The 22,379-nt window shown below is 71.5% G+C and carries 21 protein-coding genes; 9 read left to right on the forward strand and 12 right to left on the reverse strand.

The features are described from left to right. Positions 1–25: 25 nt before the first annotated feature. The 3 genes from AB0J46_RS03300 to mtrA all read right to left on the reverse strand — a co-directional run bounded on the left by AB0J46_RS03300 (position 26) and on the right by mtrA (position 4,169). Positions 26–1,750, reverse strand: a complete 1,725-nt coding sequence (locus AB0J46_RS03300; RefSeq protein ID WP_364325736.1) for an LpqB family beta-propeller domain-containing protein — start codon at positions 1,748–1,750, stop codon at positions 26–28. Continuing rightward, complete coding sequence (gene mtrB / locus AB0J46_RS03305) at positions 1,737–3,407, reverse strand: MtrAB system histidine kinase MtrB (RefSeq protein ID WP_364325739.1); 1,671 nt, start codon at positions 3,405–3,407, stop codon at positions 1,737–1,739. The genes AB0J46_RS03300 and mtrB overlap by 14 nt, the downstream gene beginning before the upstream one ends. A gap of 84 nt (positions 3,408–3,491) precedes the next feature. After that, positions 3,492–4,169, reverse strand: coding sequence for an MtrAB system response regulator MtrA (gene mtrA, locus AB0J46_RS03310; RefSeq protein ID WP_043620615.1), 678 nt, complete (start codon positions 4,167–4,169; stop codon positions 3,492–3,494). A gap of 268 nt (positions 4,170–4,437) precedes the next feature. Here mtrA and AB0J46_RS03315 point away from each other — a divergent pair, with 268 nt between their 5' ends. The 5 genes from AB0J46_RS03315 to AB0J46_RS03335 are packed head-to-tail and all read left to right on the forward strand — an operon-like array spanning position 4,438 to position 10,074. Further along, on the forward strand, positions 4,438–5,790 hold the full coding sequence (locus AB0J46_RS03315) for a glycerophosphoryl diester phosphodiesterase membrane domain-containing protein (RefSeq protein ID WP_364325742.1): 1,353 nt from the start codon (positions 4,438–4,440) through the stop codon (positions 5,788–5,790). Continuing rightward, positions 5,787–6,413, forward strand: coding sequence for a DUF4129 domain-containing protein (locus tag AB0J46_RS03320; protein ID WP_364325745.1), 627 nt, complete (start codon positions 5,787–5,789; stop codon positions 6,411–6,413). Before AB0J46_RS03315 ends, AB0J46_RS03320 begins: the two co-directional genes overlap by 4 nt. Next, entirely contained in the window at positions 6,410–7,675 is a 1,266-nt protein-coding gene (locus tag AB0J46_RS03325) for a DUF4350 domain-containing protein (protein ID WP_364325748.1), read from the forward strand. Before AB0J46_RS03320 ends, AB0J46_RS03325 begins: the two co-directional genes overlap by 4 nt. Before the next feature lie 13 nt (positions 7,676–7,688). After that, positions 7,689–8,645 (forward strand): MoxR family ATPase, encoded by a 957-nt coding sequence (locus AB0J46_RS03330; protein ID WP_364325751.1) that lies wholly within the window; start codon positions 7,689–7,691, stop codon positions 8,643–8,645. A 55-nt stretch (positions 8,646–8,700) separates the two neighbouring features. Next, entirely contained in the window at positions 8,701–10,074 is a 1,374-nt protein-coding gene (locus tag AB0J46_RS03335) for a DUF58 domain-containing protein (protein ID WP_364325754.1), read from the forward strand. A gap of 11 nt (positions 10,075–10,085) precedes the next feature. Here the strand turns inward: AB0J46_RS03335 and AB0J46_RS03340 are convergent, their stop codons facing one another. After that, the gene (locus AB0J46_RS03340; protein ID WP_364325757.1) at positions 10,086–11,078 is read right to left on the reverse strand and encodes a stage II sporulation protein M; all 993 of its coding nucleotides are present in this window, start codon (positions 11,076–11,078) and stop codon (positions 10,086–10,088) included. A gap of 51 nt (positions 11,079–11,129) precedes the next feature. On the opposite strand from AB0J46_RS03340, the gene AB0J46_RS03345 reads away from it, so the two are divergent. Next, positions 11,130–12,092, forward strand: coding sequence for an RDD family protein (locus AB0J46_RS03345; protein ID WP_364325760.1), 963 nt, complete (start codon positions 11,130–11,132; stop codon positions 12,090–12,092). 27 nt (positions 12,093–12,119) lie between these two features. On the opposite strand, the gene AB0J46_RS03350 is transcribed toward AB0J46_RS03345, so the two are convergent. Next, the gene (locus AB0J46_RS03350) at positions 12,120–13,526 is read right to left on the reverse strand and encodes a hypothetical protein (RefSeq protein ID WP_364325763.1); all 1,407 of its coding nucleotides are present in this window, start codon (positions 13,524–13,526) and stop codon (positions 12,120–12,122) included. Positions 13,527–13,694: 168 nt separating this feature from the next. On the opposite strand from AB0J46_RS03350, the gene AB0J46_RS03355 reads away from it, so the two are divergent. Next, positions 13,695–14,327 (forward strand): DUF305 domain-containing protein, encoded by a 633-nt coding sequence (locus tag AB0J46_RS03355; RefSeq protein ID WP_364325766.1) that lies wholly within the window; start codon positions 13,695–13,697, stop codon positions 14,325–14,327. 38 nt (positions 14,328–14,365) lie between these two features. Here AB0J46_RS03355 and AB0J46_RS03360 read toward each other — a convergent pair whose 3' ends face one another. Together AB0J46_RS03360 and ahcY are read right to left on the reverse strand one after the other, a co-directional pair. After that, complete coding sequence (locus tag AB0J46_RS03360) at positions 14,366–15,601, reverse strand: adenosylhomocysteinase (protein WP_357990511.1); 1,236 nt, start codon at positions 15,599–15,601, stop codon at positions 14,366–14,368. Positions 15,602–15,664: 63 nt separating this feature from the next. After that, positions 15,665–17,092: an adenosylhomocysteinase gene (gene ahcY / locus AB0J46_RS03365; protein WP_364325769.1), complete on the reverse strand. Its 1,428-nt coding sequence runs from the start codon at positions 17,090–17,092 to the stop codon at positions 15,665–15,667. 102 nt (positions 17,093–17,194) lie between these two features. Between ahcY and AB0J46_RS03370 the strand changes: the two genes are divergently transcribed. Beyond that, positions 17,195–17,530 (forward strand): MerR family DNA-binding transcriptional regulator, encoded by a 336-nt coding sequence (locus AB0J46_RS03370; RefSeq protein ID WP_352323391.1) that lies wholly within the window; start codon positions 17,195–17,197, stop codon positions 17,528–17,530. A 62-nt stretch (positions 17,531–17,592) separates the two neighbouring features. Here AB0J46_RS03370 and AB0J46_RS03375 read toward each other — a convergent pair whose 3' ends face one another. From AB0J46_RS03375 to AB0J46_RS03395, 5 genes are read right to left on the reverse strand one after another with little or no spacing between them, the layout of a single operon-like run. Beyond that, entirely contained in the window at positions 17,593–18,519 is a 927-nt protein-coding gene (locus AB0J46_RS03375; protein WP_358282744.1) for a cation diffusion facilitator family transporter, read from the reverse strand. Between the two features lie 50 nt (positions 18,520–18,569). Beyond that, on the reverse strand, positions 18,570–19,676 hold the full coding sequence (locus AB0J46_RS03380; protein ID WP_364325774.1) for an SIS domain-containing protein: 1,107 nt from the start codon (positions 19,674–19,676) through the stop codon (positions 18,570–18,572). Next, complete coding sequence (locus AB0J46_RS03385) at positions 19,673–19,840, reverse strand: Trm112 family protein (protein WP_352323388.1); 168 nt, start codon at positions 19,838–19,840, stop codon at positions 19,673–19,675. Before AB0J46_RS03385 ends, AB0J46_RS03380 begins: the two co-directional genes overlap by 4 nt. Then, positions 19,837–21,186: a phosphomannomutase/phosphoglucomutase gene (locus AB0J46_RS03390; RefSeq protein ID WP_364325777.1), complete on the reverse strand. Its 1,350-nt coding sequence runs from the start codon at positions 21,184–21,186 to the stop codon at positions 19,837–19,839. The genes AB0J46_RS03385 and AB0J46_RS03390 overlap by 4 nt, the downstream gene beginning before the upstream one ends. Before the next feature lie 42 nt (positions 21,187–21,228). Further along, entirely contained in the window at positions 21,229–21,597 is a 369-nt protein-coding gene (locus AB0J46_RS03395; protein ID WP_352323386.1) for a DUF3499 domain-containing protein, read from the reverse strand. A 414-nt stretch (positions 21,598–22,011) separates the two neighbouring features. On the opposite strand from AB0J46_RS03395, the gene AB0J46_RS03400 reads away from it, so the two are divergent. Further along, positions 22,012–22,371, forward strand: coding sequence for a metallopeptidase family protein (locus AB0J46_RS03400; protein WP_221762053.1), 360 nt, complete (start codon positions 22,012–22,014; stop codon positions 22,369–22,371). The last annotated feature ends 8 nt before the right edge of the window (positions 22,372–22,379 follow it).

The following is a 22,379-nucleotide window of genomic DNA, read 5'->3' on the forward strand; positions in this document are numbered from 1 at the left end:
GTGGAAGGCGGTTCGGGGGGTGGGTTCAGCCCAGAGGGAAGAAGGGGTTCCTGGCGTTGGGTTCGATCTTGCTGGTCCAGCCCTGGCGGTCCTGGTTGAGCTCGATGATCTTGGGGCCCTTCTCGGTGCTCGCCTCCGCGAGCACCCGCCCGTTCAGCGCCGTCACCCCTGCCAGCCGGTCCTTCAGCGGGATCCCGATGGTCTCGCCGTCGCCGATGTCGATCTCGTTCAGGATCTGCCCGGCCTTGCTCTTGATGAGGACCAGCAGGTGCTCGTCGTCCTCCCAGGCGATGTCCTCGATCTCGTACTCGACCTCCGTCGAGGTCAGCGTCTGGAGGTTGCCGAGCATGGGCCCGTTGAGCCCCTCGCTCAGCGCCCCGAGCTGCACGGTGTTCTTGCCGGTGCGCAGGGCCACCCGCACGCCGTCCCTGGCGATCCGGAACGCGGTGACGTCGAGGCCGTCGAGCCCGGGGGCGGAGACGCGCTCGGGGCCGCGTCCGCCGTTGGGGTCGTATCGCAGGACCACCTTGTTGTGCTGGTCGAACGTCCACAGGGAGCCGTCGCGGCGCCAGGTGGGGTCGGTGAGGTCGGCGCCCTCGATGACCTGCTGCCAGCGGCCCTCAGGGGTTAGCCCGGCGATCGAGACGCCGGTGGAGGTGCGCGCCGCGACGATCGCGCCGGTCTGCTGCGTGGACAGCGCGAACGCCTTGAAGTCGGTGTTCCCCTCCCCCGCCGGCCCGGACACGGCGACGCCCGGGCCCTCGTTGCTCATGACGTGCACGGAACCCTTGCTGGTGTAGTACGGCGTGGGGCCGCCGTTGTCCAGCCAGTGGGCCTCCAGGTTGGGCGGCTCGGTCCAGTACTGCTCGCCGTCGACCTGCACCTCGATGGTGCGGCTGTTGGCGACCTTGTTGGTGGTCAGGCTGTACTTGAGCTGCGCCACCAGGGCGGCCTTCTCGCCCAGGTCGAGCGGCAGGAGCGGGCCCGAGAAGTTGATCAGGACGCGGTCCTCGCCGGTGCCGACCGACTCGACCCGCGTGCCCTCGGGGAACACGGTGCCCACGGCGCCGCGCAGCGCGCTGCTCGGCCCCTTGAGCAGCCGCTTGACGATGGTCTGGGCGAAGGTCTCGGTCGGCTTGAGCCGCAGGCACACCCGGTCGACGACCAGGCGCTCGCGGGCGCCGTTGAGGTAGTACAGGTTGGTCAGCCGGTACGCCCGCGCCACGTCGGACTTGGTGAGCAGCAGCCCGTCCGGCAGGTCGTCGACCCGGTAGGCGCCCCGGGCGTCCTTCTTCAGCACGAACAGCCGCTCGGGCGCGTTCCCCGACAGCGGCACGTACGCGTCGTCGGGGTCGATGCGGGCGACCTGCTTGCCCTTGAGCCCGTAGGTCTCCGGCTCGTCGCCCTCCCCCGGGGGGTCCACCTGGTACGCGTCCTCGATCACCGTCACCGGCCCGGACGCCTTCCACTTGGCCTGGGCCTTGGGCGTCAGGTACCTGGCCAGCACGGTGGGGTCGTCGGGGTAGGCCGCCATGGCCGCCTGGAGCCCCTGGATGAGGTGCTCGGGGTCCCAGTCGTCGCGCGGCGGGACGGCGATCATGCGCTGGAACGGCTTGTTCAGCGGATCGCCGCCCCCGGTGTCGCTCACCGTGTACGGCCCGCTCACCGGGATCACGGTGCACCCCGAGCCCGCGCAGGCCACGGCCGCGACGAGGGCGACCGCGGCGCCCACCCGTCTAGTCCTCCTCATGGCCGCCTCCGTCCCCCGAGGCCGGGAGCAGCACCGGCGTCATGTGGCTGCGCCAGGTGCGCCGCATCTCGATCTCGGGCGGCACCAGCGACAGCGGTGAGCCCTTCAGGTCGGCGCCGGCCAGCCTGGGCAGCGTGAGGCGGAACTGCGAGCCCTCGCCCGGCTGCCCCCATGCCTGGAGCCAGCCGCCGTGCAGCGTGGCGTCCTCGCGGGAGATGGCCAGGCCGAGCCCGGTGCCGCCGATGGTCCTGGCCCTGGACGGGTCGGCCCGCCAGAACCGGTCGAAGACCATCGTCTCCTCGCCCGGCTTGAGCCCGATCCCGTGGTCGCGCACGGCGACGGCGACGGCGTCCCGGTCGGCCCCCACGGTCACCACGATCTCCCTGCCCTCGCCGTGCTCGATGGCGTTGAACAGCAGGTTCCGCAGGATGCGCTCGACGCGGCGGTTGTCGACCTCGACCATGCACGGCTCGTGCGGCAGGCGGATGTCGAAGCGGGTGGAGTGGCGCTCGGCCAGCGCCTCGGAGTCGGCGATGGCCCGGTGAACGACGTCACGCATGTCCACGGAGTCGACGTCGAGCGTGGCGGCGCCGGCGTCGTAGCGGCTGATCTCCAGCAGGTCGGCCAGCATCGACTCGAACCGTTCGAGCTGGGCCTGCATCAGCTCGGCCGAGCGGGCGGCCATGGGGTCGAAGTCCTCGCGGGCGTCGTACAGCAGGTCGGCGGCCATGCGGACGGTGGTCAGCGGCGTGCGCAGCTCGTGGGAGACGTCGGAGACGAACTGGCGCTGGACCTGCGACAGCTCCTCCAGCTGGTGGATCTTGAGCGCCAGGTTGGCGGCCATCTCGTTGAACGAGTTCGCCAGGCGGGCCAGGTCGTCCTCGCCGCGCACCTTGAGGCGTTCGTCCAGCTTGCCGGCGGCCAGGCGCTCGGCGGCCTGGCGGGCCAGCCGCACGGGCGTGACGACCTGCCGCGCGACCAGGTAGGCGATGGCGGCCAGCAGCAGCACCAGCCCGAGCCCCACCACGACGATGGCCAGCCGGACGTTGGACAGCAGCTGCTCTTCCTCGCTGAACGGGAAGAAGTGGTAGACCTGGTAGTCGTCGCCGGTCATGGGCTCGTGCACGACGCCGCCGACCACGAACGTCAGCGTGGCCTGGCTCTGCCCGGCGAACCTGATCGACTCGATCTGGGCCTCGGTCTTGCCGTACTCGGCCCGGTTCATGTACTTCTGCAGGCGCTGCCGGAGCGAGGCGGGCACGTCGTCCTGCACCACCCGGCCCGAGGCCCGCGACATGCCTGGCACGTCCTCGTTGAGTATGAGCACGTCGTAGCGCTTCTTGGAGCCGTCCTCGCCCGACCCGGTGACGGTGTCCATGACCTCGTCGAGCGGGTTAACCTTCTGGTCGGTGTCGGGGGCCTTGGCGCCGTCGTCGGAGGGCGGGATCAGCGCGTCGGCGATCTGCAGCCGGTCGGCGTACGCCTCGTTGAGCGACGACTGCTGGCTGCTCGCGACCACGGACCGGTTGATCTCATCGGACAGGAACGTGCCGAGGACGACCACGACGGTCACGGAGATCACCAGTGTGCTGGTGACCACCTGGAGCTGGAGCGAGCGCCGCCACACGCTGCGCACCCGGCTCGCCGCACGGCGCACCCTCCGGCGGACGCCGCCGAGAATCTGGCGGATCGTCCGTCGGCGGGCTTTTCTGGTCGGGGGCATGGCGGGGCGGGGCGAAGGCTAGGCGGGGCCGGCTTTGTAGCCCACGCCGCGGACCGTCACGACGATCTCGGGGTGCTCGGGGTCCTTCTCGATCTTGGCGCGGAGTCGCTGCACGTGCACGTTCACCAGCCGGGTGTCGGCGGCGTGCCGGTAGCCCCAGACCTGCTCCAGCAGGACCTCGCGGGTGAAGACCTGGCGCGGCTTGCGGGCCAGGGCGACGAGCAGGTCGAACTCCAGCGGCGTGAGGTTGATCGTCTCCTCGCCGCGCTTGACCGAGTGGCCGGCCACGTCGATGGTGATGTCGCCGATCTGCAGGATCTCCGGCGTCGGCTCGTCGGTGCGGCGCAGCCGCGCCCGCACCCGCGCCACGAGCTCCTTGGGCTTGAACGGCTTGACGATGTAGTCGTCGGCGCCGGACTCCAGCCCCAGCACGACGTCGATCGTGTCGCTCTTGGCGGTGAGCATCACGATCGGCACCCCCGACTCCGCCCTGATCCTGCGCGCCACGTCGATGCCGTCGGCGCCCGGCAGCATCAGGTCGAGCAGGACAAGGTCCGGGCGTGTATCCCGGAACGCGTCGAGGGCCTTGTCGCCGTCGGAGACGAAGGACGGCTCGAAGCCTTCTCCGCGCAACACGATGCCGAGCATCTCGGCGAGAGCGGCGTCGTCGTCGACGACCAGCACGCGACCTTTCATGGCCCCTCATTCGTTCTACGCATTGTGGGACATACCCGCACGATCGCTGAAGGTTACCCTTGGTCGGCCCATGTGTGGGACATGAGCCCTGCGAAAGGCGAATTTTAGGTTCCCCCGGCAACCACAAACCCAGTCTGCGGTAACGGAGCGACTTTCGGCCATCCCCGGCTGCCTTCCTTGCCCCGTTTCGCCGATAAATGAGGGCAAGATGAGCCGGCGAATCACCTCGGTGACACCAGCCACCCGCCCAGCGTGCCAGGATTGGGATATGTCAGACGGTCACGGACGCACGCCCGAGACGCCCCCAGGCTGGTCTGCCGAACAGCCCCCGCCCTACAGCGCCCCGCAGGCTTCACCGTGGACCGCGCCGGGATCGCCCACGCAGACGCCGTACGGCCAACCGTACGAGCCGCAGGGCGAAGCCCCCCAGCCGCCGCCCTACGGCCCGCCGGGGCCTCAGCCACCCTACCCCCAGCCGGGCCACCCGCAGTCCGGTCATCCGCAACCGGGGTACCCCCAGCCCGGCCACCAGCAGCCCGGATACCAACAGCCGGGATACCAGCAGGGCGGCTACCAGCAGCCCGGCTACGGCTACATGCCGCCGCCCGCGCTGCGGCCCGGCATCATCCCGCTGCGGCCGCTGGGGCTCGGCGACATCCTCGACGGCACGATCAAGCTGATCAGGTCCAACCCCAAGGCCGTGCTCGGCCTGTCCGCCGTCGCCGCCCTGCTCGGCGCGGTGCCGCTGGCCGTGGGACAGGCGGTCATGCTCGGCTCGATGGGTGACATCCTCGACGACCCGCAGGCCGCCTCCGCCGGTCTCGACAGCTTCTACGGCCTCGTCGCCCAGTACAGCGGCATGTTTGTCTCGTACGCGATCCAGTTCGTCGTCGTCACGGTGCTGACCGGCGTGCTGACGCGCATCCTCGGCCGGGCCGTCTTCGGCGGCAACATCACCGCAGCCGAGGCCTGGCACCTCAGCAAGGGCCGGCTCCCGGCGCTGTTCGGGGTCGTCGGGCTGATGGCCGCCATGATGGTCGTGCCCCTGATCGTCCTCGCGCTGGTCGTGGTGGCGCTGGCGATGAACGTCTCCTCATCCGAGGGCGTCGGGCTGACCATCGGCGTGATGGGGCTGTTCGTCCTGCTGTTCATCCCGTACTACCTGTTCATCACCACGCGCTTCGCGTTCGCCGCGCCCGCCGTGGTGCTGGAGGGCAGGGGTCCGATCGACGCGATGCGGCGCTCGTGGCACCTGGTGACCGGCGACTTCTGGCGGGTGCTCGGCATCCTGCTGCTGACGTCGCTGCTGGTCGGCCTGGTGTCGGGGGTGCTGTCGGTGCCGTTCTCGTTCGGCGGGACGCTGATCGGCATGCTCGGCGGCGGCTCGCCCGGCTCGGCCGTGGTCGCGGCGGTGTTCATCGCCGCCGGCGCCACGCTGAGCTCGATGTTCGCCTATCCCTTCCAGGCCGGCGTCTCCGGCCTGCTCTACGCCGACCGGCGCATGCGCGGCGAGGCGTTCGACCTCGTGCTGCAGACGGCGGCGATCGAGCAGCAGCGCCAGGGTTGGGTGCACGCCTCGGCCGACGACCTCTGGCACCCGTCCAACTCAGCCAGGTCGTGAGCCCGGTCGGCCGGGAGGAGGCGGCGCGCAAGGCGGCCGAGGAGCTCCTCAAGCCCGGATACGAGAAGGAATCCCTGTTCGACCAGCTCTACCGGCGTTTCGTCCAGTTCATCGGCGACCTGACCGACGCCGTGACGGGCGGCGGCCCGGCCGGCGGGATCATCGCCGCGGTCGTGATCACGCTCATCATCCTGGGCGTGATCCTGCTGGTCGGCTGGCGGCTGCGCAGGACCGCCCGGCGGAACGCCATGGCCGTCGGCGGCCTCTACGGCGAGCGCCTGCTCAACGCCGCCGAGCACCGCAGGGCCGCCGAACGCCTGGCCGCCGAGGGCGAATGGTCGCAGGCCATCCGCGAACGCCTCCGCGCCATCGCCCGCGACCTGGAGGAACGCGCCCTGGTGGACGGCATGCCGGGCCGCACGGCCGACGAGCTGGCCGCCGAGGCGGGCAGGGCGCTGCCCGGCTTCGCCGCCGAGCTGGCCGCCGCCGCGCGCTCGTTCGACGACGTCAGCTACGGCGGCGTGCCCGGCACGCAGGCCGCGTACCAGGCGATGAGCGACCTGGACGAGCGGCTGCGCCAGGCGCGGCCCGTCCCGCTCGCCGTGGGAGGCGGGCCGTCGTGAGCGTCTGGAACTCGGAGCCGGCCGCGGCCGGCAGCGCGCCGAGCGCGAACACCACCCCGGCCACCACCCCGGCCACCACCCCGGTCACCACCTCCGCGCCGGGGGGCGCCGGGCCCTCCGCCGCCACCTCCCCCACCGCCCGCTCCACCTGGCGGGCGAGCCGCGTGATCGTCGTACTGGGCCTGGTCGTCGTCCTGGTCGCGGTGGCCGCGGTGCTGCTCGGCCCGCAGCGGGGCCCCTCGCGTTTCCTCGACCCCGCCGACACCTCGCTCGCCGGGTCGAAGGCGCTGGCGGAGCTGCTGCGGGCGCGGGGCGTCCAGGTCGACCGGGTCGACTCGGTCGAGGCGGCCGCCGCCAAGGCCGCGGGCGGCGGCCGGCTGCTGCTGGTCACCGACCTGACCTACCTCGACGAGCACCGGCTCGCCGAGATCCCCGGCGACCGGCTGATCGTCGGCGACCTGCCCGGCCTCGGCGTGCTGGCCCCCGGCACGAGCACCGAGCGCGAGCCGTCGCGGGTGCGCTCCCGCGAGCCCGGGTGCGCGCTGCCCGCCGCCACGCGGGCCGGCAGCGCGCACGTCGGCGGCCTGGTGCTGAACGGCCCGCCCGGCGCCGCCTCCTGCTACCCGGCGGGCGAGGGCTACTCCCTGGTCAGCTACCGCACCGGCGACGGCGCCACCACCACGGTCGTCGGCGACGGCGCGTTCATGACCAACCTGCGCCTGCCCGAGGACGGCAACGCGGCCCTCGCGCTCAACCTCGTCGGCACCGGCAGGCCCGTCACCTGGCTGGTCCGCCCGGACAATCCGCCCCCGCTCGACCTGCCCGGCTCCGAGGGCAAATCGATGTACGAGCTGATGCCCCCGAGCGTGCCGTGGGCGATCCTGATGACCTGCCTGACCGTGGCGCTCGTCGCGTTCTGGCGGGGGCGCCGCCTCGGGCCGGTGGTGACCGAGAAGCTGCCCGTCGTCGTGCGGGCCGCCGAGACGGTCGAGGGCCGCGGCAGGCTCTACCGCGCCAGGCGGGCCAGGCAGCGGGCCGCCGACTCGCTGCGCGCCGGCACGGTCGACCGGCTCACGCCCCGCCTGGGACTGGCCCAGGGCGCCGGGCCGCACGAGCTGGTCGCGGCCCTGGCGGCGCGCATCGCCGACGACCCGCAGGTGGTCGGCGCCGCACTGTACGGCCCGCCGCCGGCCGACGACGCCGGGCTCGTCGCGCTGGCCGGGTACTTGGACTCCATCGAAAGGCAGGTCAGTGAACTCTGAGGAGACTTTCCGCGTGGCCCCCTCGGGCGAGGCGGCCAGGGAGGCGCTCGGCGCGCTGCGGGCCGAGGTGTCCAAGGCCGTGGTCGGCCAGGACGCCGTGGTCACCGGGCTCGTCATCGCCCTGCTGTGCCGGGGGCACGTGCTGCTCGAAGGCGTGCCGGGCGTGGCCAAGACGTTGATGGTGCGCACTCTCTCAGCGGCCCTGGCGCTCGACTTCAAGCGCGTGCAGTTCACGCCCGACCTGATGCCGGGCGACGTGACCGGCTCGCTGATCTACGACGCGAAGACCAGCGAGTTCGAGTTCAGGGAGGGGCCGGTCTTCACGAACCTGCTGCTCGCCGACGAGATCAACCGCACCCCGCCCAAGACGCAGGCGGCGCTGCTGGAGGCCATGGAGGAGCGGCAGGTGAGCGTGGAGGGCGCGGCCCGTCCGCTGCCCGACCCGTTCGTGGTCTGCGCGACCCAGAACCCGGTCGAGTACGAGGGCACCTACCAGCTCCCCGAGGCCCAGCTCGACCGGTTCCTGCTCAAGCTGACCGTGCCGCTGCCGCCGCGCGACCACGAGATCTCGGTGCTCGAACGGCACGCGCGCGGCTTCGACCCGCGCGACCTGTCCGACGTCAAGGCCGTGGCCACGGCCGAGGACCTGGCGGCCGGCCGCGAGGCGGTCTCCCAGGTGCACGTGGCCCCCGAGGTGCTCGGCTACATCGTCGACGTGGCCCGCGCGACCAGGAGCTCGGCGTCGCTGCAGCTCGGCGTCTCGCCACGTGGCGCGACGGCGCTGCTGGCCGCCTCCAGGGCGTGGGCGTGGCTGTCCGGGCGCCCCTACGTGACGCCCGACGACGTGAAGGCGCTGGCCAGGCCGGCGCTGCGGCACCGCGTCCAGCTGCGGCCCGAGGCCGAGCTGGAGGGCGCGACCGCCGACGGCCTGCTCGACGGCATCCTGGCCTCGGTCCCGGTCCCGCGCTGATGGCCCGCTCCGACGCACGCGAGAGGTCCGCGGCGGGCTCGGCCGGGAGGCGCCGATGGCTCTGACGGGACGCGCCGGGCTGCTCGCCGCGGCCGGGATCGTGGTCGTGCTGCTCGCGCCGCAGCCCGGGGCCGCGCTGGCCGGGGTCTGCCTGCTGCTGGCCGCCGCGATCATCGTGGACCTGGTGTTCGCGGGCGCCGTGCGGCCCCTGCGGTTCCACCGTTCTGGCGACACGCTCGTACGGCTGGGGCAGACGGCCACGGTCGAGCTGATCGTGGAGAACCCGGGCCGCCGGCGGGTGCGCGGCCGGATCAGGGACGCCTGGCCGCCCTCGGCCGGGGCCGTCCCCCGGGTCGCCGAGCTCGACGTGCCGGGCGGCGAGCGGCGCAGGATCGTGGTCACGCTCAACCCGACCAGGCGCGGGGACCGGTCGTCGGTGGCGGTGACCGTGCGCTCGGTCGGGCCGCTCGGCCTGGCCGCCCGTCAGGGCAGCCACCGTTCGCCCTGGTCGGTGCGGGTGCTACCGCCGTTCCTGTCGCGTAAGCACCTGCCGTCCAGGCTGGCGCGGCTGCGCGAGCTCGACGGCCGGCATCCGGCGCTGGTGCGCGGGCAGGGCACCGAGTTCGACTCGCTGCGCGAGTACGTGGTGGGCGACGACGTGCGCTCCATCGACTGGCGGGCCACGGCGCGCCGCAACGACGTGGTCGTGCGCACGTGGCGGCCGGAGCGCGACCGGCGCGTGCTGATCGTGCTCGACACCGGCCGCACGTCGGCGGGCCGGGTGGGCGACGCGCCGCTGCCCCTGGCCGGGGCCGCCGCGCAGGGTCCGGGGCTGCTGGTACGTCCCGACCCGCGGCCCGCCCCCGGCTGGCCGCGGCTCGACTGGTCGATGGACGCGGCACTGCTGCTGGCCGCGCTCGCCGCCAGGGCCGGCGACCAGGTCGACTTCCTGGCCTACGACCGGGCGGTGCGCGCGTGGGTGAGCGGCGCGTCCCGTACCGAGCTGCTGTCGTCGCTGGTCAACGTGATGGCGCCGATCGAGGCCGAGCTGGTCGAGGCCGACGGGCAGGGCATGGTGGCCGCCGTCCTGTCCCGGGCCAAGCGGCGCTGCCTGGTCGTGCTGCTCACCGACCTCAACGCGGCGGCGCTCGACGAGGGCCTGATGCCGGTGTTGTCGCAGCTGTCCTCGCGGCACCTGGTGCTGGTCGCCGGCGTGTCCGACCCGCGGGTGGCGGCCATGGCGGCCAGGCGCGGCAGCACCGAGGCGGTCTACGACGCGGCGGCGGCCGAGCAGGCCCAGCTCGCGCGCAGGCGCATCACGGCCAGGCTGCGCCGGCACGGCGTCGAGGTCGTGGACGCGCCGCCCGAGGACATCGCGCCCGCGCTGGCGGACGCCTACCTGGCGCTGAAGGCCGCGGGCCGGCTCTAGACCGAGGGCTGCTAGGCCGTGGGGGCGACGTCGGGGGCGCGTTCGACGTCGCCGGTCTCGTTCTCGCGCAGGGCCCTGCGGCCGAAGACGATCACGTACGCCAGGAAGGCCGCCTCGGCGAGCACGCCGATGCCCACCCGCACGGCCGTGGGCAGCCCGGACGGCGTCACGAACGCCTCGATCAGGCCGGACACGAACAGCACCACGACCAGCCCGAGCGCGACGCTCATCACCGCCCGGCCCTGCTCGGCCAGCGCCTCCAGCCGTTTGCGCGGCCCCGGATCGATCACCGTCCAGCCCAGGCGAAGGCCGACGGCGGCGGCCAGGAAGACGCCGGTCAGCTCCAGCAGGCCGTGCGGTGTGATCAGGCCGAAGAAGATGTCCAGCTTGCCCCTGGAGGCCATCAGTCCGGCCGAGACACCGACGTTCTCGGCATTGCTGTAGAGGATGAACGGGATGGGGATGCCGAGCAGGATGGCGTAGATGATGACCTGGGCCGACACCCAGGCGTTGTTGACCCACACGTGGCTGGCGAAGGAGGCGGCGGGGTGCTCGGAGTAGTAGTCGGCGAAGTCGTGGTCGACGAGCTGGGCGATCTCGTCCGGCGAGGCGATCGACGCCTGCACGTCGGGGTTGGCGGCCACCCACGCCCCCAGCACCCACGCGACCGCGATGCTGGCCAGCGCCGCGGCCAGCCACCACCACCGCGCCCGGTAGGCCACCACGGGGAAGGAGACGGTGAAGAAGCGGGCCAGCTCCCGCCAGGCGGGCGTGTGCGCGCCGGTCACCGCCGACCTGGCCCTGGCCACCAGCGCCGACAGCCGTCCGGCCAGCACCGCGTCGCGGGAGGAGGAACGCACGATGGACAGGTGCGTGGACACCCGCTGATAGAGGTCGACCAGTTCGTCCACTTCCGCGCCGGTCAGCGAGGAGCGGTTCTTGACCAGGTGGTCGAGCCGGTCCCAGACGGGGCGGTGTGCTGTGACGAACGCATCGATGTCCACCCGACCATTGTGGCCGCTCGATCAATGCGGCATTGCCGTTAGGCTCCACATATGTCAGAGGTTGTGACCGGGGACGCCGTCGTCGTCGAGGTGCGGGTGGCCCAGATGCCCTCGCGCGCGCTGGCGTTCGTCATCGACATGACGGTGCAGCTCGTCGTGCTGATCGGCGCGTACATGCTCCTCGGCGCGTTCGCGGTCGTCACGGACGACGCCATGCTCGGCGCGGCCATGATCGTGCTGCTGGTGCTGGTCATGATCGGCTATCCGGTGCTCTTCGAGACGCTCAGCAGGGGCCGCAGCCTCGGCAAGCTGGCGCTCGGCCTGCGGGTGGTCGCCGACGACGGCAGCCCGGAACGCTTCCGGCAGGCGCTGTTCCGCGGGCTGGCCGGGCTGGTGGAGTTCTGGATGTTCTCCGGCGCGCCCGCGCTGATCTCCTCGCTGGTCTCCCAGCGGGGCAAGCGGCTCGGCGACATCTTCGCCGGAACCATCGTGATCTCCGACCGGGGGCCGCGCGAGAGCGGGCAGGCCATCCTCATGCCGCCGCCGCTGGCCGCGTGGGCCGCCACCCTGGAGCTCTCCCAGCTTCCCGAGGAGGTGGCGCAGGCCGCCCGGCAGTACCTGATGCGCTGGCACGACCTCACGCCGCAGGTCCAGCACGACATGGGGGCGCGCATCGCGACGCAGACCGCGGCCTTCGTGTCGCCGGCCGCGCCCGCGGGGGTGCCGCCGCACGCGTACCTGAGCGCGGTGCTGGCCGAGCGCCGGCGGCGGGAGGAGGCCCGCTTCGCGCGCCAGGCCGCCCTGGCAGCCGGCGCCGCGTCGCGGCCCACGCCGTACGCGCCGTACCCGCAGCCGGGGCCTTATGCGCCGCAGGGGCCGTACCAGCAGCAGGGGCCGTACCCGCAGGCGCCGTACCCCCAAGCGCATCCGCAGGGGGCTCCGCGGCGGCCTCAGCCGGGGCCCGCGCCGGAGCCGCCGAAGGCGACTCCGGGCGGGTTCGCGCCGCCGCAGTGAGCCGGCGGCGCGGGATCATGCAGCGGGTCAGTTGCCGCCGGGGACGCCGCGCCCGTGCTCCGGGTACGAGCCCTGCGTCTGCGCGTTCAGCTGGCCCATCTTGACGCTGTTGGCCTGGTTCGTCCGCGGGTCGTTGAGCTTGAGCACGTCCAGGCCCAGGTTGAAGTCCGAGCCGTAGATGTAGCCGTTGTAGTAGTACGCCGACCAGAAGCCGCCGTCGAGCGGCGGAGCGGTCTCGTCCGGCCCGCGCTCGAAGTAGGCGATCTCCTGCGGGTGGGCGGAGTCGGTGAAGTCCACCACCGAGATGCCGCCCTGGTACCACGCCTGCACCATGACGTCGCGGCCCTTGACCGGGATCAGCGAGCCGTTGTGCGCGACGCAGTTCTCGGTGTCGGCCTGGTGACGGGCGATCTTGAAGTAGCCCTTGAACACGAGCTGCCCGCCGACGATGTCGTAGTAGGCGTTGGCGCCCTTGTTCGGGCCGATGGCCGCGTTGCAGGTGGCCCGGCTGCCGCCGCCCAGCTCGTCGGTGAAGACGACCTTCGTGCCCTCGTTGTTGAACGTGGCCGAGTGCCAGAACGCGAAGTTCACGTCATCGCGCACCTTCGCGGTGACCTTGGGCTGCTCGGGGTCGGAGATGTCGAGCAGGACGCCCTCGCCCATGCAGGCGCCCGCGGCGATGCCCTTCTCGGGGTAGGCGGTGATGTCGTGGCAGCCGGTGGTGGCCGACTTGCCGTTCGGGTACGGCAGCGGCAGGCCGGGGTTGCCGCCGTCGGGGAACAGGTTCGGCGTCCCGATGACGGCCGCGGCGGCGGGGTTGTCCAGCGGCACCTTGATGATCGAGATCAGGTCGTGCGGGGGCTTGCAGTCCGGGTAGTTCGCGTTGGGGCCGTAGGAGGAGACGTAGATGTAGACGTTCTTGCCGTCGCGGCCGGGCACCAGCGTGTTGGTGTGCGAACCGCAGTTGGTCTCGACCGACTTGACGTACTTGGGGTTGGACTTGTCGCTCACGTCGAAGATGCGCATGCCCTCCCACGACTCCTTGACGGAGGCGCTCTGGGAGGTGCTGCTGCACGAGTCGTCGTTGCGCGAGGAGTCGACGGACCCGAACAGCAGGTTGCCGTAGACGGACATGTCCATCTGGCCGCCGGGGCACACGACCGAGCTCACCAGCGACGTCTTCTTCGGCTGCTTGATGTCGTAGATCGAGAAGCCGTAGTAGTTGCCGACGAAGGCGTAGTCGCCCTGGAAGGCCATGTCGGTGTGGATGTCGGACAGCGCCTGTGGCTTGGGCACGTTCGTGACGTGCGTGATGTTGGAGCTCATGACGATCTCGCCGGGAGCCGGGATGTCCGCAGCCTGGGCGGGCAGTGTGGCGCCCGTTGCCGCCACGAGGGCGGCGACCAGGATGAGGGCCCTGCGGGGGGTGAACACTCCGTGGTCCTCCTATAAAGGGGGCATAAATCTCCGCCATCGTCGCTCACGCCGCCAGGACCTGGCCAGTGTCCAATGTGTCAAATCTTGTTCCGTTTCAACCTCTTTCGCTGGAGCGGTATATGGCCTAGAGTCCGCATTCTCGTCCCGAGCCAGTCAGGAGGCCGAGTGCGCGGCGCGCTCATCGTCATCGCGGGCACGCTGATTGCCCTGTCCGGCTGCTCCTCCGGCGCGTCCTCCGCCCCGCGGGCCGACTCCACCGCGCCGGTGCTTGCCCCTGGCCGTCCCGGCGAGCAGGCCCGCACGCTGGCCCCGGGAGAGGCGGCCACCGCCGTCCCCGGGCCCACGGCCAACGCCGCCGACATCACGTACGTCCAGGACATGATCGTCCATCACCGGCAGGCCCTCGACATGGCGATCCTGGCTCCCACCAGGGCGGACTCCGGCAAGCTCAAGGGCCTGGCCGACCGGATCAAGACGGCCCAGGGCCCGGAGATCCAGTTCATGACCACCTGGCTCAAGGAGCAGGACCAGAAGGTGCCCGACCACCACGCGGCGCACGGCGACATGCCCGGCATGGCCACGCCCGAGCAGATGGCGGCGCTGAAGGCGGCCACGGGCAAGGACTTCGACCGGCTGTTCCTGGAGCTGATGATCAAACATCATCTGGGCGCCCTGGAGATGTCCGACCGGGTCCTGACCGCGGGCTCGCACATCAAGATCGAGGAGCTGGCCACGGACGTCAGCGTCACCCAGACGGCCGAGATCCGCCGCATGCAGGAGATGCAGGCGGCCCTCTAGCCTCCTAGGAGCTCCGGTCTCCTAGGAGCTCTGGTCTCCTAGGAGCCGACCCGCCAGGAGTGGAGGTAGTCCTCCTGCTCCGGGGTCAGCGTGTCGATGCCGATGCCGGCGGCGGCCAGCTTGAGCTTGGCCACCTCGTGGTCGATCTCCTCCGGCACGTCGTACACGCCGGGCACCAGGCCCGCCCGCTGCCCCGCCAGCCAGGCCACGGCCAGCGCCTGCGCGGAGAACGACATGTCCATGACAGCCGCCGGATGGCCCTCGGCGGCGGTCAGGTTGACCAGGCGGCCCTCGGCCAGCAGCAGCAGGCGGCTGCCGTCGGGCATGACGTACTCGTCGGTGTTCGGGCGCACCCCCCGGTGCACCTCGCGGGCCATCTCGTCGAGGGCCCGCACGTCGATCTCGACGTCGAAGTGGCCGGCGTTGGCCAGGATCGCGCCGTCCTTCATCACGGACAGGTGCTCGGCCCTGATGACGTCCCGGTTGCCCGTCACGGTGATGAACAGGTCGCCGATCATCGCCGCCTGGGCCATGGGACGCACCTCGTAGCCCTGCAGGGTGGCGTCGAGGGCCTTTACGGCGTCGATCTCGGTGACGACGACCCGCGCGCCGAGCCCCTTGGCCCGCTCGGCCACGCCGCGCCCGCAGAACCCGAACCCGGCCACCACGACCGTACGACCGGCGAGCATGGTGTTGGTGGCGCGCATGATCCCGTCGAGGGTGGACTGCCCGGTGCCGTACCGGTTGTCGAACATGCGCTTCGTACGGGTGTCGTTGACGGCCACGACCGGGAAGCGCAACGCCTGCTCGGCCGCCATCTGCCGCAGCCGGATGATGCCGGTCGTGGTCTCCTCGCACCCTCCGCTCACGCCTTCCAGCAGGTCGGTGCGCTCGGTGTGCAGGATGTTCACCAGGTCGCAGCCGTCGTCGAGCACGAGGTCGGGGCCGAGGTCGAGGGCCTGGTGGATGTGCAGGTAGTAGGTGGCGCGATCGACCCCGGCCCGGGCGTGCACGGCGATCCCGTACGCGCGCAGGGCCTCGGCCACGTCGTCCTGGGTGGACAGCGGGTTGGAGGCGGCCAGCGCGATCTCGGCGCCGCCCGCCTTCAACGCGCCCATGAGCACGGCCGTCTCGGCGGTGACGTGCAGGCAGGCCGCGATCTTGAGCCCGTCGAGCGGGCGTTCGAGCGCGAACCGCTCACCGATGGCGGTCAGCACCGGCATCGAGCGCGCGGCCCAGGAGATCTGCCGCTCGCCGCTTTCCCAGAGATCCATGCCCAGCCCCTCGCGAAAAGGCACGGCTCCGGGAGGGACCCCCTCCCGGAGCCGCCCGGCCGATCAGTAGCGGTAGTGGTCGGACTTGTACGGGCCCTCGACGTGCACGCCGATGTAGGCCGCCTGCTCCTTGGTCAGCTCGGTGAGCTTGACGCCGAGCGCGTCGAGGTGGAGGCGGGCGACCTTCTCGTCGAGGTGCTTGGGCAGCGTGTAGACGCCGATCGGGTATTCGGCCGTCTTGGTGAACAGCTCGATCTGCGCGATCACCTGGTTGGTGAAGGAGTTGGACATGACGAAGCTGGGGTGGCCGGTGGCGCAGCCCAGGTTCATCAGGCGGCCCTCGGCCAGCACGATGATCGAGTGGCCGTCGGCGAAGACCCACTCGTCGACCTGCGGCTTGATGTTGTTCTTCACGATGCCGGGCAGCTTGGCCAGGCCGGCCATGTCGATCTCGTTGTCGAAGTGGCCGATGTTGGAGACGATCGCCTGGTGCTTCATCTGCGCCATGTGCTCGGCGGTGATGATGTTGAAGTTGCCGGTGGTGGTCACGAAGATGTCGGCGATGCCGACGACGTCCTCCAGCGTGGTGACCTGGAAGCCGTCCATGGCCGCCTGGAGGGCGCAGATCGGGTCGATCTCGGTGACGATGACCCGGGCGCCCTGGCCGCGCAGCGCGTCGGCGCAGCCCTTGCCGACGTCGCCGTAGCCGCAGACCACGGCCACCTTGCCGCCGATGAGCACGTCGGTGGCGCGGTTGAGGCCGTCGATGACGGAGTGGCGGCAGCCGTACTTGTTGTCGAACTTCGACTTGGTGACCGAGTCGTTGACGTTGATCGCCGGGAAGAGGAGCTGGCCGTTCTTGTGCATCTCGTAGAGACGGTGCACGCCGGTGGTGGTCTCCTCGGTCACGCCCTTGATGCTCTCGGCGATGCGCGTCCAGCGCTTGTCCTCGCCGACCGTGCGGGTGAGCAGGTCGATGATGACGTGCCACTCCTCCGGGTCGTCGGCGCCGGCGGGGGGCACGGCCCCGGCCTTCTCGTACTCGGCGCCCTTGTGCACGAGGAGCGTGGCGTCGCCGCCGTCGTCGAGGATCATGTTGGGGGCGTCACCGCCGGGCCAGGTGAGTGCCTGCTCGGTGCACCACCAGTACTCCTCCAGCGTCTCGCCCTTCCAGGCGAACACGGGGACGCCCTTGGGGTCGTCGACGGTGCCCTCGGGGCCGACGACGACCGCGGCGGCGGCGTGGTCCTGGGTGGAGAAGATGTTGCAGCTGACCCAGCGGACCTCGGCGCCGAGCGCGACCAGCGTCTCGATGAGCACGGCCGTCTGGATCGTCATGTGCAGGGAGCCCATGATCTTCGCGCCGCGGAGGGGCTGGGAGGCCGCGTATTCCTTGCGCATCGCCATGAGGCCGGGCATCTCGTGCTCGGCGAGCCGGATTTCCTTACGGCCGAAATCGGCAAGTGAAAGGTCGGCGACCTTGAAGTCCATCGGGATTCCCCTCGCGTCACGATTGCTGTCGCGGACGAGTTTAGGCGGCGCTCGGGCAGCCCCGCATCTCCGAGACAGCGAAACTGACGTAAGAATGTAAGGATGCGCATCACGGAAGCGGCCAAGCGGCTCGGCATGTCCCCACGAATGCTCCGATACCGGGAGGCACTGGGCCTGCTGCCGCCGGTCCGTGAGCGGGGGGCGCACCGCAGATTCGGACCCGAGGAGCTGGCCGCCGTGGCGCAGGGGGTGGAGCTGGAGAAACGGTTCGACGTCTCGCCCGCCGAGCTGGCCTTCGCGTTGCGCGTGCTGAGCGAGCCGCAGGTGGCCGCGGCCGTGCGCGACCTGGGCGTGCGCATCGGCCGTATCCAGGTGCCGCGCCGGGCCCTGGACTTCGAGAAGGAGAAGGCCCTGAGGCTCCTACGACCCCAGGGCTGAGCGTCACACGCCCCACGGGGCGTCAGCCGGCCGTCGTGCGCGGCCGGCTTCCGGGACGAGCGTCAGCTCGTCGTCGTGCGCAGCCGGTCGAGGTCGGGCTCCAGGTAGATCACCCGCGCGATCGGCACGGCGTCGCGGATGCGCCGCTCGGCCTCGTCGATGCCGCGGGCCACCTCGCCGGCCGTGTCGTCGTGCTCGACCGCGATCTTGGCGGCCACCAGCAGCTCTTCGGGGCCGAGGTGCAGCGTGCGCATGTGGATGATCCTGGCCACCTCGGGCGCCCCCTCCAGCGCGGCCCGGATCTGCTCCTCGACCTCGGGCGAGGCGCCCTCACCGAGCAGCAGCGACTTGGTCTCGACGGCCAGCACGACCGCGATGATCGCCAGCAGCACGCCGATCATGAGGGTGCCGATGCCGTCCCAGACGCCGTCGCCGGTGATGACGGCCATCGTCACGCCGAACAGCGCGAAGATCAGACCGAGCAGCGCGCCCAGGTCCTCCAGCAGGATGACGGGCAGCTCGGGCGACTTCGACCGGCGGATGAAGGCGAACCACGACTGCTTGCCACGCAGCGGGTTGGACTCCTTGATCGCCGTACGGAAGGAGAAGCCCTCGGCGATGATCGCGAAGATCAGCACCGCGAACGCCCAGATGGGCCTGTCGACTTCGGCCGGTTCGGAGATCTTGTGCCAGCCCTCGTAGAGGGAGAAGACCGCGCCGATCGTGAACAGCACGACGGCGACCACGAACGCGTAGAAGTACCGCTCGCGCCCGTAGCCGAAGGGATGGGTCTTGTCGCTGGCCCGCTGGGCCCGTTTCCCGCCGATCAGCAGCAGGAGCTGGTTGCCCGAGTCGGCGACCGAGTGGATGCCCTCGGCCAGCATCGAGGACGACCCGGTGAAGAACGCCGCCACGAACTTCGACACCGCGATCGCCAGGTTGGCGCTCAGCGCCGCAATGATTGCCTTCGTGCCACCACTCGCGCTCACCGGACGTCTCCGCTCATAAAGATCACCTAAAAAGACCCTGACATGGGATCCTATTGGGAAACCCTGGCCCGAAGCTCAGTGATCGTGGCCACAGGCGTCGGATCGACGGCGTAGCCGAGGGCCAGGTAGGTGGCGGCGTAGTCCGCCAGGCCGACGAGCGCGGCCAGCCGTTCGAGCGGATGCACGCCCTCCGCGGTCAGCTCGGTGACCGGCACGTCACGGTCGTGCGCGAGCCGCAACGACGCCTCGCGCTGCCGCGTGACCTGGGGATGTTCCTCGACGTCGCGCAGCATGACGAGCCTGAGCGTCGGCCCGGCCTCGTCGGCGAAGATGTCCCGCTCGGCCCGTGGCCCCTCCAGGGCCGCCACCTGGTTGTGGCCGGCCTCGGGCAGCTGGCCGAAGACCGCGGGGTACTTGCCGGTCTCGTTCAGCTGGCAGGCCAGCCGGTACGCCGCCGCGCAGGCCACCGGAGAGGAACCCCAGATCATCGGGATGCTCTCGGCCAGGTCCATGGCGAGGGACTTGCCCGGATTGACGAAGGACTCGCTGGAGGGACGGCAGCGGTTGGCGATGTCCTCCAGGATCGCGGCCACCCGCTCGAACACCTCGGACCCGGCGGTGACCAGCCCGAGCGCGGACGCGGCCACGATCACCGGAACCGTCAGCAGCCACAGCCCCGACCTCGGCTGCCCCTCGACCCGCACCGGGACGTGGATCGCCGACGCCTGCACGGCCACGGCCTCCAGCGGCGAGCCCGGCGGGCACACGGCCAGCAGCCCGCACCCCCGCCGGACGGCCTGGACGGCGACGGAGACCGTCTCGTCGTCGTCGCCGGTGGCGGAGACGGCGATGACCAGGTCGGTCGCACCGACCCAGCCCGGCAACTGGTAGGACCGCAACGTCACGATCGGCGCCGGCACGCCGTTGCCGCACACCGCCGCGAGGATGTCCCCGGTCAGGCCCGCCGTGCCCATGCCCGCGACCACGACGGCCCGCGGGCGGCCCTGGGCGGACAGCCGGTCGACGCCGGCCTCGACCGCGGCACGGTGACCCGTGCGCACCTGGGCGGCCGAGGCCGCGACCGCGAGCAGCATGCCGCCCGGATCGGCCGCGGTGAGGTGTTGCTGGTCATCGAGCCGCCCGGGCTCCCAGGTCACGGCTTCCTTGCCTCATCGACCAGCAGAACGGGGATGTCGTCGCGCACGGGGTAGATCAGACCGCAGTCCGTGCAGACCAGCTCCTCGGTCTCGGCCTCGGCGCGCAGGGGCGCCTTGCAGGCCGGGCAGGCCAGGATCTCCAGCAGCCAGTCGTCGATCTTCACAGTGACACCCTTCCCACGATGGCGAGGACCTCGTCCTTGATCGCCTTCATCTTGCTCTCGTCGGCCGCCTCGGCGTTCAGCCTGAGGAGCGGCTCGGTGTTGGACGCGCGCAGGTTGAACCACCAGTCGGGGCCGGTGATCGTCAGGCCGTCGAGCTCGTCGACCTCGCCGCGGCCCGCGAAGGCCGCGCGGACGAGCGCCAGCGCCTCATCCTGGTCGGCGACCGCGCTGTTGAGCTCGCCGGAGGCGTGGTAGCGCGAGTAGGCCGCCACCACCTGGGACAACGGGCGCTCCTGCTCGCCGAGCGCGGCCAGCACGTGCATCGCGGCGAGCAGGCCCGAGTCGGCGAACCAGAAGTCGCGGAAGTAGTAGTGGGCGGAGTGCTCGCCGCCGAAGATCGCGCCGGTGCGGGCCATCTCCGCCTTGATGAAGGAGTGGCCGACGCGCGTGCGCACGGGCGTGCCGCCATGCTCGCGGACGATCTCCGGCACGCCGAGCGAGGTGATCACGTTGTGGATGATCGTGCCGCCGGGGTCTTTGGCCAGCTCGCGGGTGGCGACCAGGGCGGTGACGGCCGACGGCGAGACGGACGCGCCCTGCTCGTCGACCACCCAGCAGCGGTCGGCGTCGCCGTCGAAGGCGAGGCCCAGGTCGGCGCCGCTCTCGACGACTGCCCGCTGCACGTCGAGGAGGTTCTGCGGCTCCAGCGGGTTGGCCTCGTGGTTGGGGAAGCTGCCGTCGAGCTCGAAGTAGAGCGGGACCAGCTCCAGCGGCAGGCCCTCGAACACGGCCGGGACGGTGTGGCCGGCCATGCCGTTGCCGGCGTCGGCGACGACCTTGAGCGGCCGGATCGCCGACAGGTCGACCAGCCCGCGCAGGTGGGCGGCGTAGCCGGACAGCAGGTCCTTCTCGATCAGCGACCCGGTCGGGGCGGCGGGGGCGCCCAGCAGCTCGGCCGCGCGGTCGCGGATCTCGGCCAGCCCGGTCTCGCCGCCGATCGGCACCGCGCCGCCGCGGCACATCTTCATCCCGTTGTAGCGGGCCGGGTTGTGGCTGGCGGTGAACATCACGCCGGGCAGGCCCAGGCTGCCGCTGGCGTAGTAGAGCAGGTCGGTGGAGCCGAGCCCGGCGAACACGACGTCGGCGCCGCGCGAGCGGGCCCCCCTGACGAACGCCTCGGCCAGCGGCACGGAGGACTCTCGCATGTCATGGGCGACCACGACGGACGCGGCTCCGGTCACCTCGACGAACGCCGCACCCACGGCCTCGGCGATCGGCTCGTCGAGCTCGTCGGGAACCACCCCGCGAACGTCGTACGCTTTGAAGATCTTGGCGAGGTCGCCCACTCTCCAGCTCCGCCCCTAGGTCGTTTGTCGTGTGAAACGAGCCTACCGGTCGCGGTGCTGCTGGGCCGACCGGAGAACGCGCAGGTGGCCCCTGCGCCCGACCTCGACCCCTTGGCCGACCGGCTCGCCGCTGCCGGACGGGGTGGGCCTGGCGGCTTCCCTGACCGCGTTGGCCAGCGCCTCCAGGTCGTCTGAGCTGGGGGAGTTGCCGTCGGTGGGGAGCCGGACGACCTCCCAGCCGCGGGGAGCGGTCAGCCGCTCGGCGTGTTCGGCGCACAGGTCGTAACAGTGTGGCTCGGCGTACGTCGCCAGAGGGCCGAGAACTGCGGTCGAGTCGGCGTATACGTACGTGAGCGTGAAGACGGCAGGCTGGCTGCAAGCGGTGCGGGAACAGCGGCGGACGGGGCTCACGGAGGGACCGTATCTGGTAAGAGTGCGAGGCGCCACTATCTGAGCGCTCTTAACGAGCGTGTCGCCACAATTCGGACACCTGTCGCAGGCTTTCCACCCACATGCGCCGATGCGCGCGCCTGAGGGACAACCTTGCCCCCTCGCCGCCGACGCCACACCGGTCGTGCCGCACTTTCGGGATTCCTTGATCGACGACCGAGGAAGGTGAACAGCCGGAACGAACAGCCGGGCGCGAGGGCGTCCGTCGGAAGCGCTCCTTCCCCCGCTCCCTGAGGGCGGCGACGCGGGCGGGGGCTCCGGGGGTTCGCGGGCACGTGCCCTTACACTTGGGCGGTGACTCCAAAGCGCGGTCCCAGACGGCGCGATCGCCACGGTCGTGGCCTGCGCGGCCCCCTCGCCCCCTCCCACGTCCCCATGGCCCGTTCCCGCAGCGAGCGCTTCGACGACCTCGTCCTCGACGCCGTCGACCGGCTGCGGCCGCGGTGGGACAAACAGCTGTCCGCCGTGGAGTTCGCGGTCGAGGAGGTGCCGCCGCTCAACGAGCTGGGCGACGGCCCGAGCATGGGCACCGAGCCGATCCCGTTCGGCCGGGCCGACGCGGCCAGCGGGCAGTCACCGGCCGCGGTGGTGATCTACCGCCGTCCGCTGGAGGCGCGCGCCCGCGACCGCGACACCCTGGGCGCGATGGTGCACGACACGGTGGTCGAGCAGGTCGCCACGCTGCTCGGCCTCGCCCCCGAGACCGTCGACCCGGGCTACGACGACCGCCGCTGACCCGCGGC

Origin of the sequence: Nonomuraea sp. NPDC049758, from assembly GCF_040674635.1 — a bacterium.
In the GTDB taxonomy this organism is placed as follows: domain Bacteria; phylum Actinomycetota; class Actinomycetes; order Streptosporangiales; family Streptosporangiaceae; genus Nonomuraea.

Excerpts from the sequence above, each read along its gene's own strand:
- AB0J46_RS03400 (WP_221762053.1), top strand. The coding sequence starts at position 22,012 with ATGGCCCGTTCCCGCAGCGAGCGCTTCGACGACCTCGTCCTCGACGCC.
- AB0J46_RS03360 (WP_357990511.1), bottom strand. The coding sequence starts at position 15,601 with ATGGATCTCTGGGAAAGCGGCGAGCGGCAGATCTCCTGGGCCGCGCGC.
- AB0J46_RS03345 (WP_364325760.1), top strand. The coding sequence starts at position 11,130 with ATGTCAGAGGTTGTGACCGGGGACGCCGTCGTCGTCGAGGTGCGGGTG.
- AB0J46_RS03300 (WP_364325736.1), bottom strand. The coding sequence starts at position 1,750 with ATGAGGAGGACTAGACGGGTGGGCGCCGCGGTCGCCCTCGTCGCGGCC.
- AB0J46_RS03370 (WP_352323391.1), top strand. The coding sequence starts at position 17,195 with ATGCGCATCACGGAAGCGGCCAAGCGGCTCGGCATGTCCCCACGAATG.
- mtrA (WP_043620615.1), bottom strand. The coding sequence starts at position 4,169 with ATGAAAGGTCGCGTGCTGGTCGTCGACGACGACGCCGCTCTCGCCGAG.
- ahcY (WP_364325769.1), bottom strand. The coding sequence starts at position 17,092 with ATGGACTTCAAGGTCGCCGACCTTTCACTTGCCGATTTCGGCCGTAAG.
- AB0J46_RS03335 (WP_364325754.1), top strand. The coding sequence starts at position 8,701 with ATGGCTCTGACGGGACGCGCCGGGCTGCTCGCCGCGGCCGGGATCGTG.
- AB0J46_RS03315 (WP_364325742.1), top strand. The coding sequence starts at position 4,438 with ATGTCAGACGGTCACGGACGCACGCCCGAGACGCCCCCAGGCTGGTCT.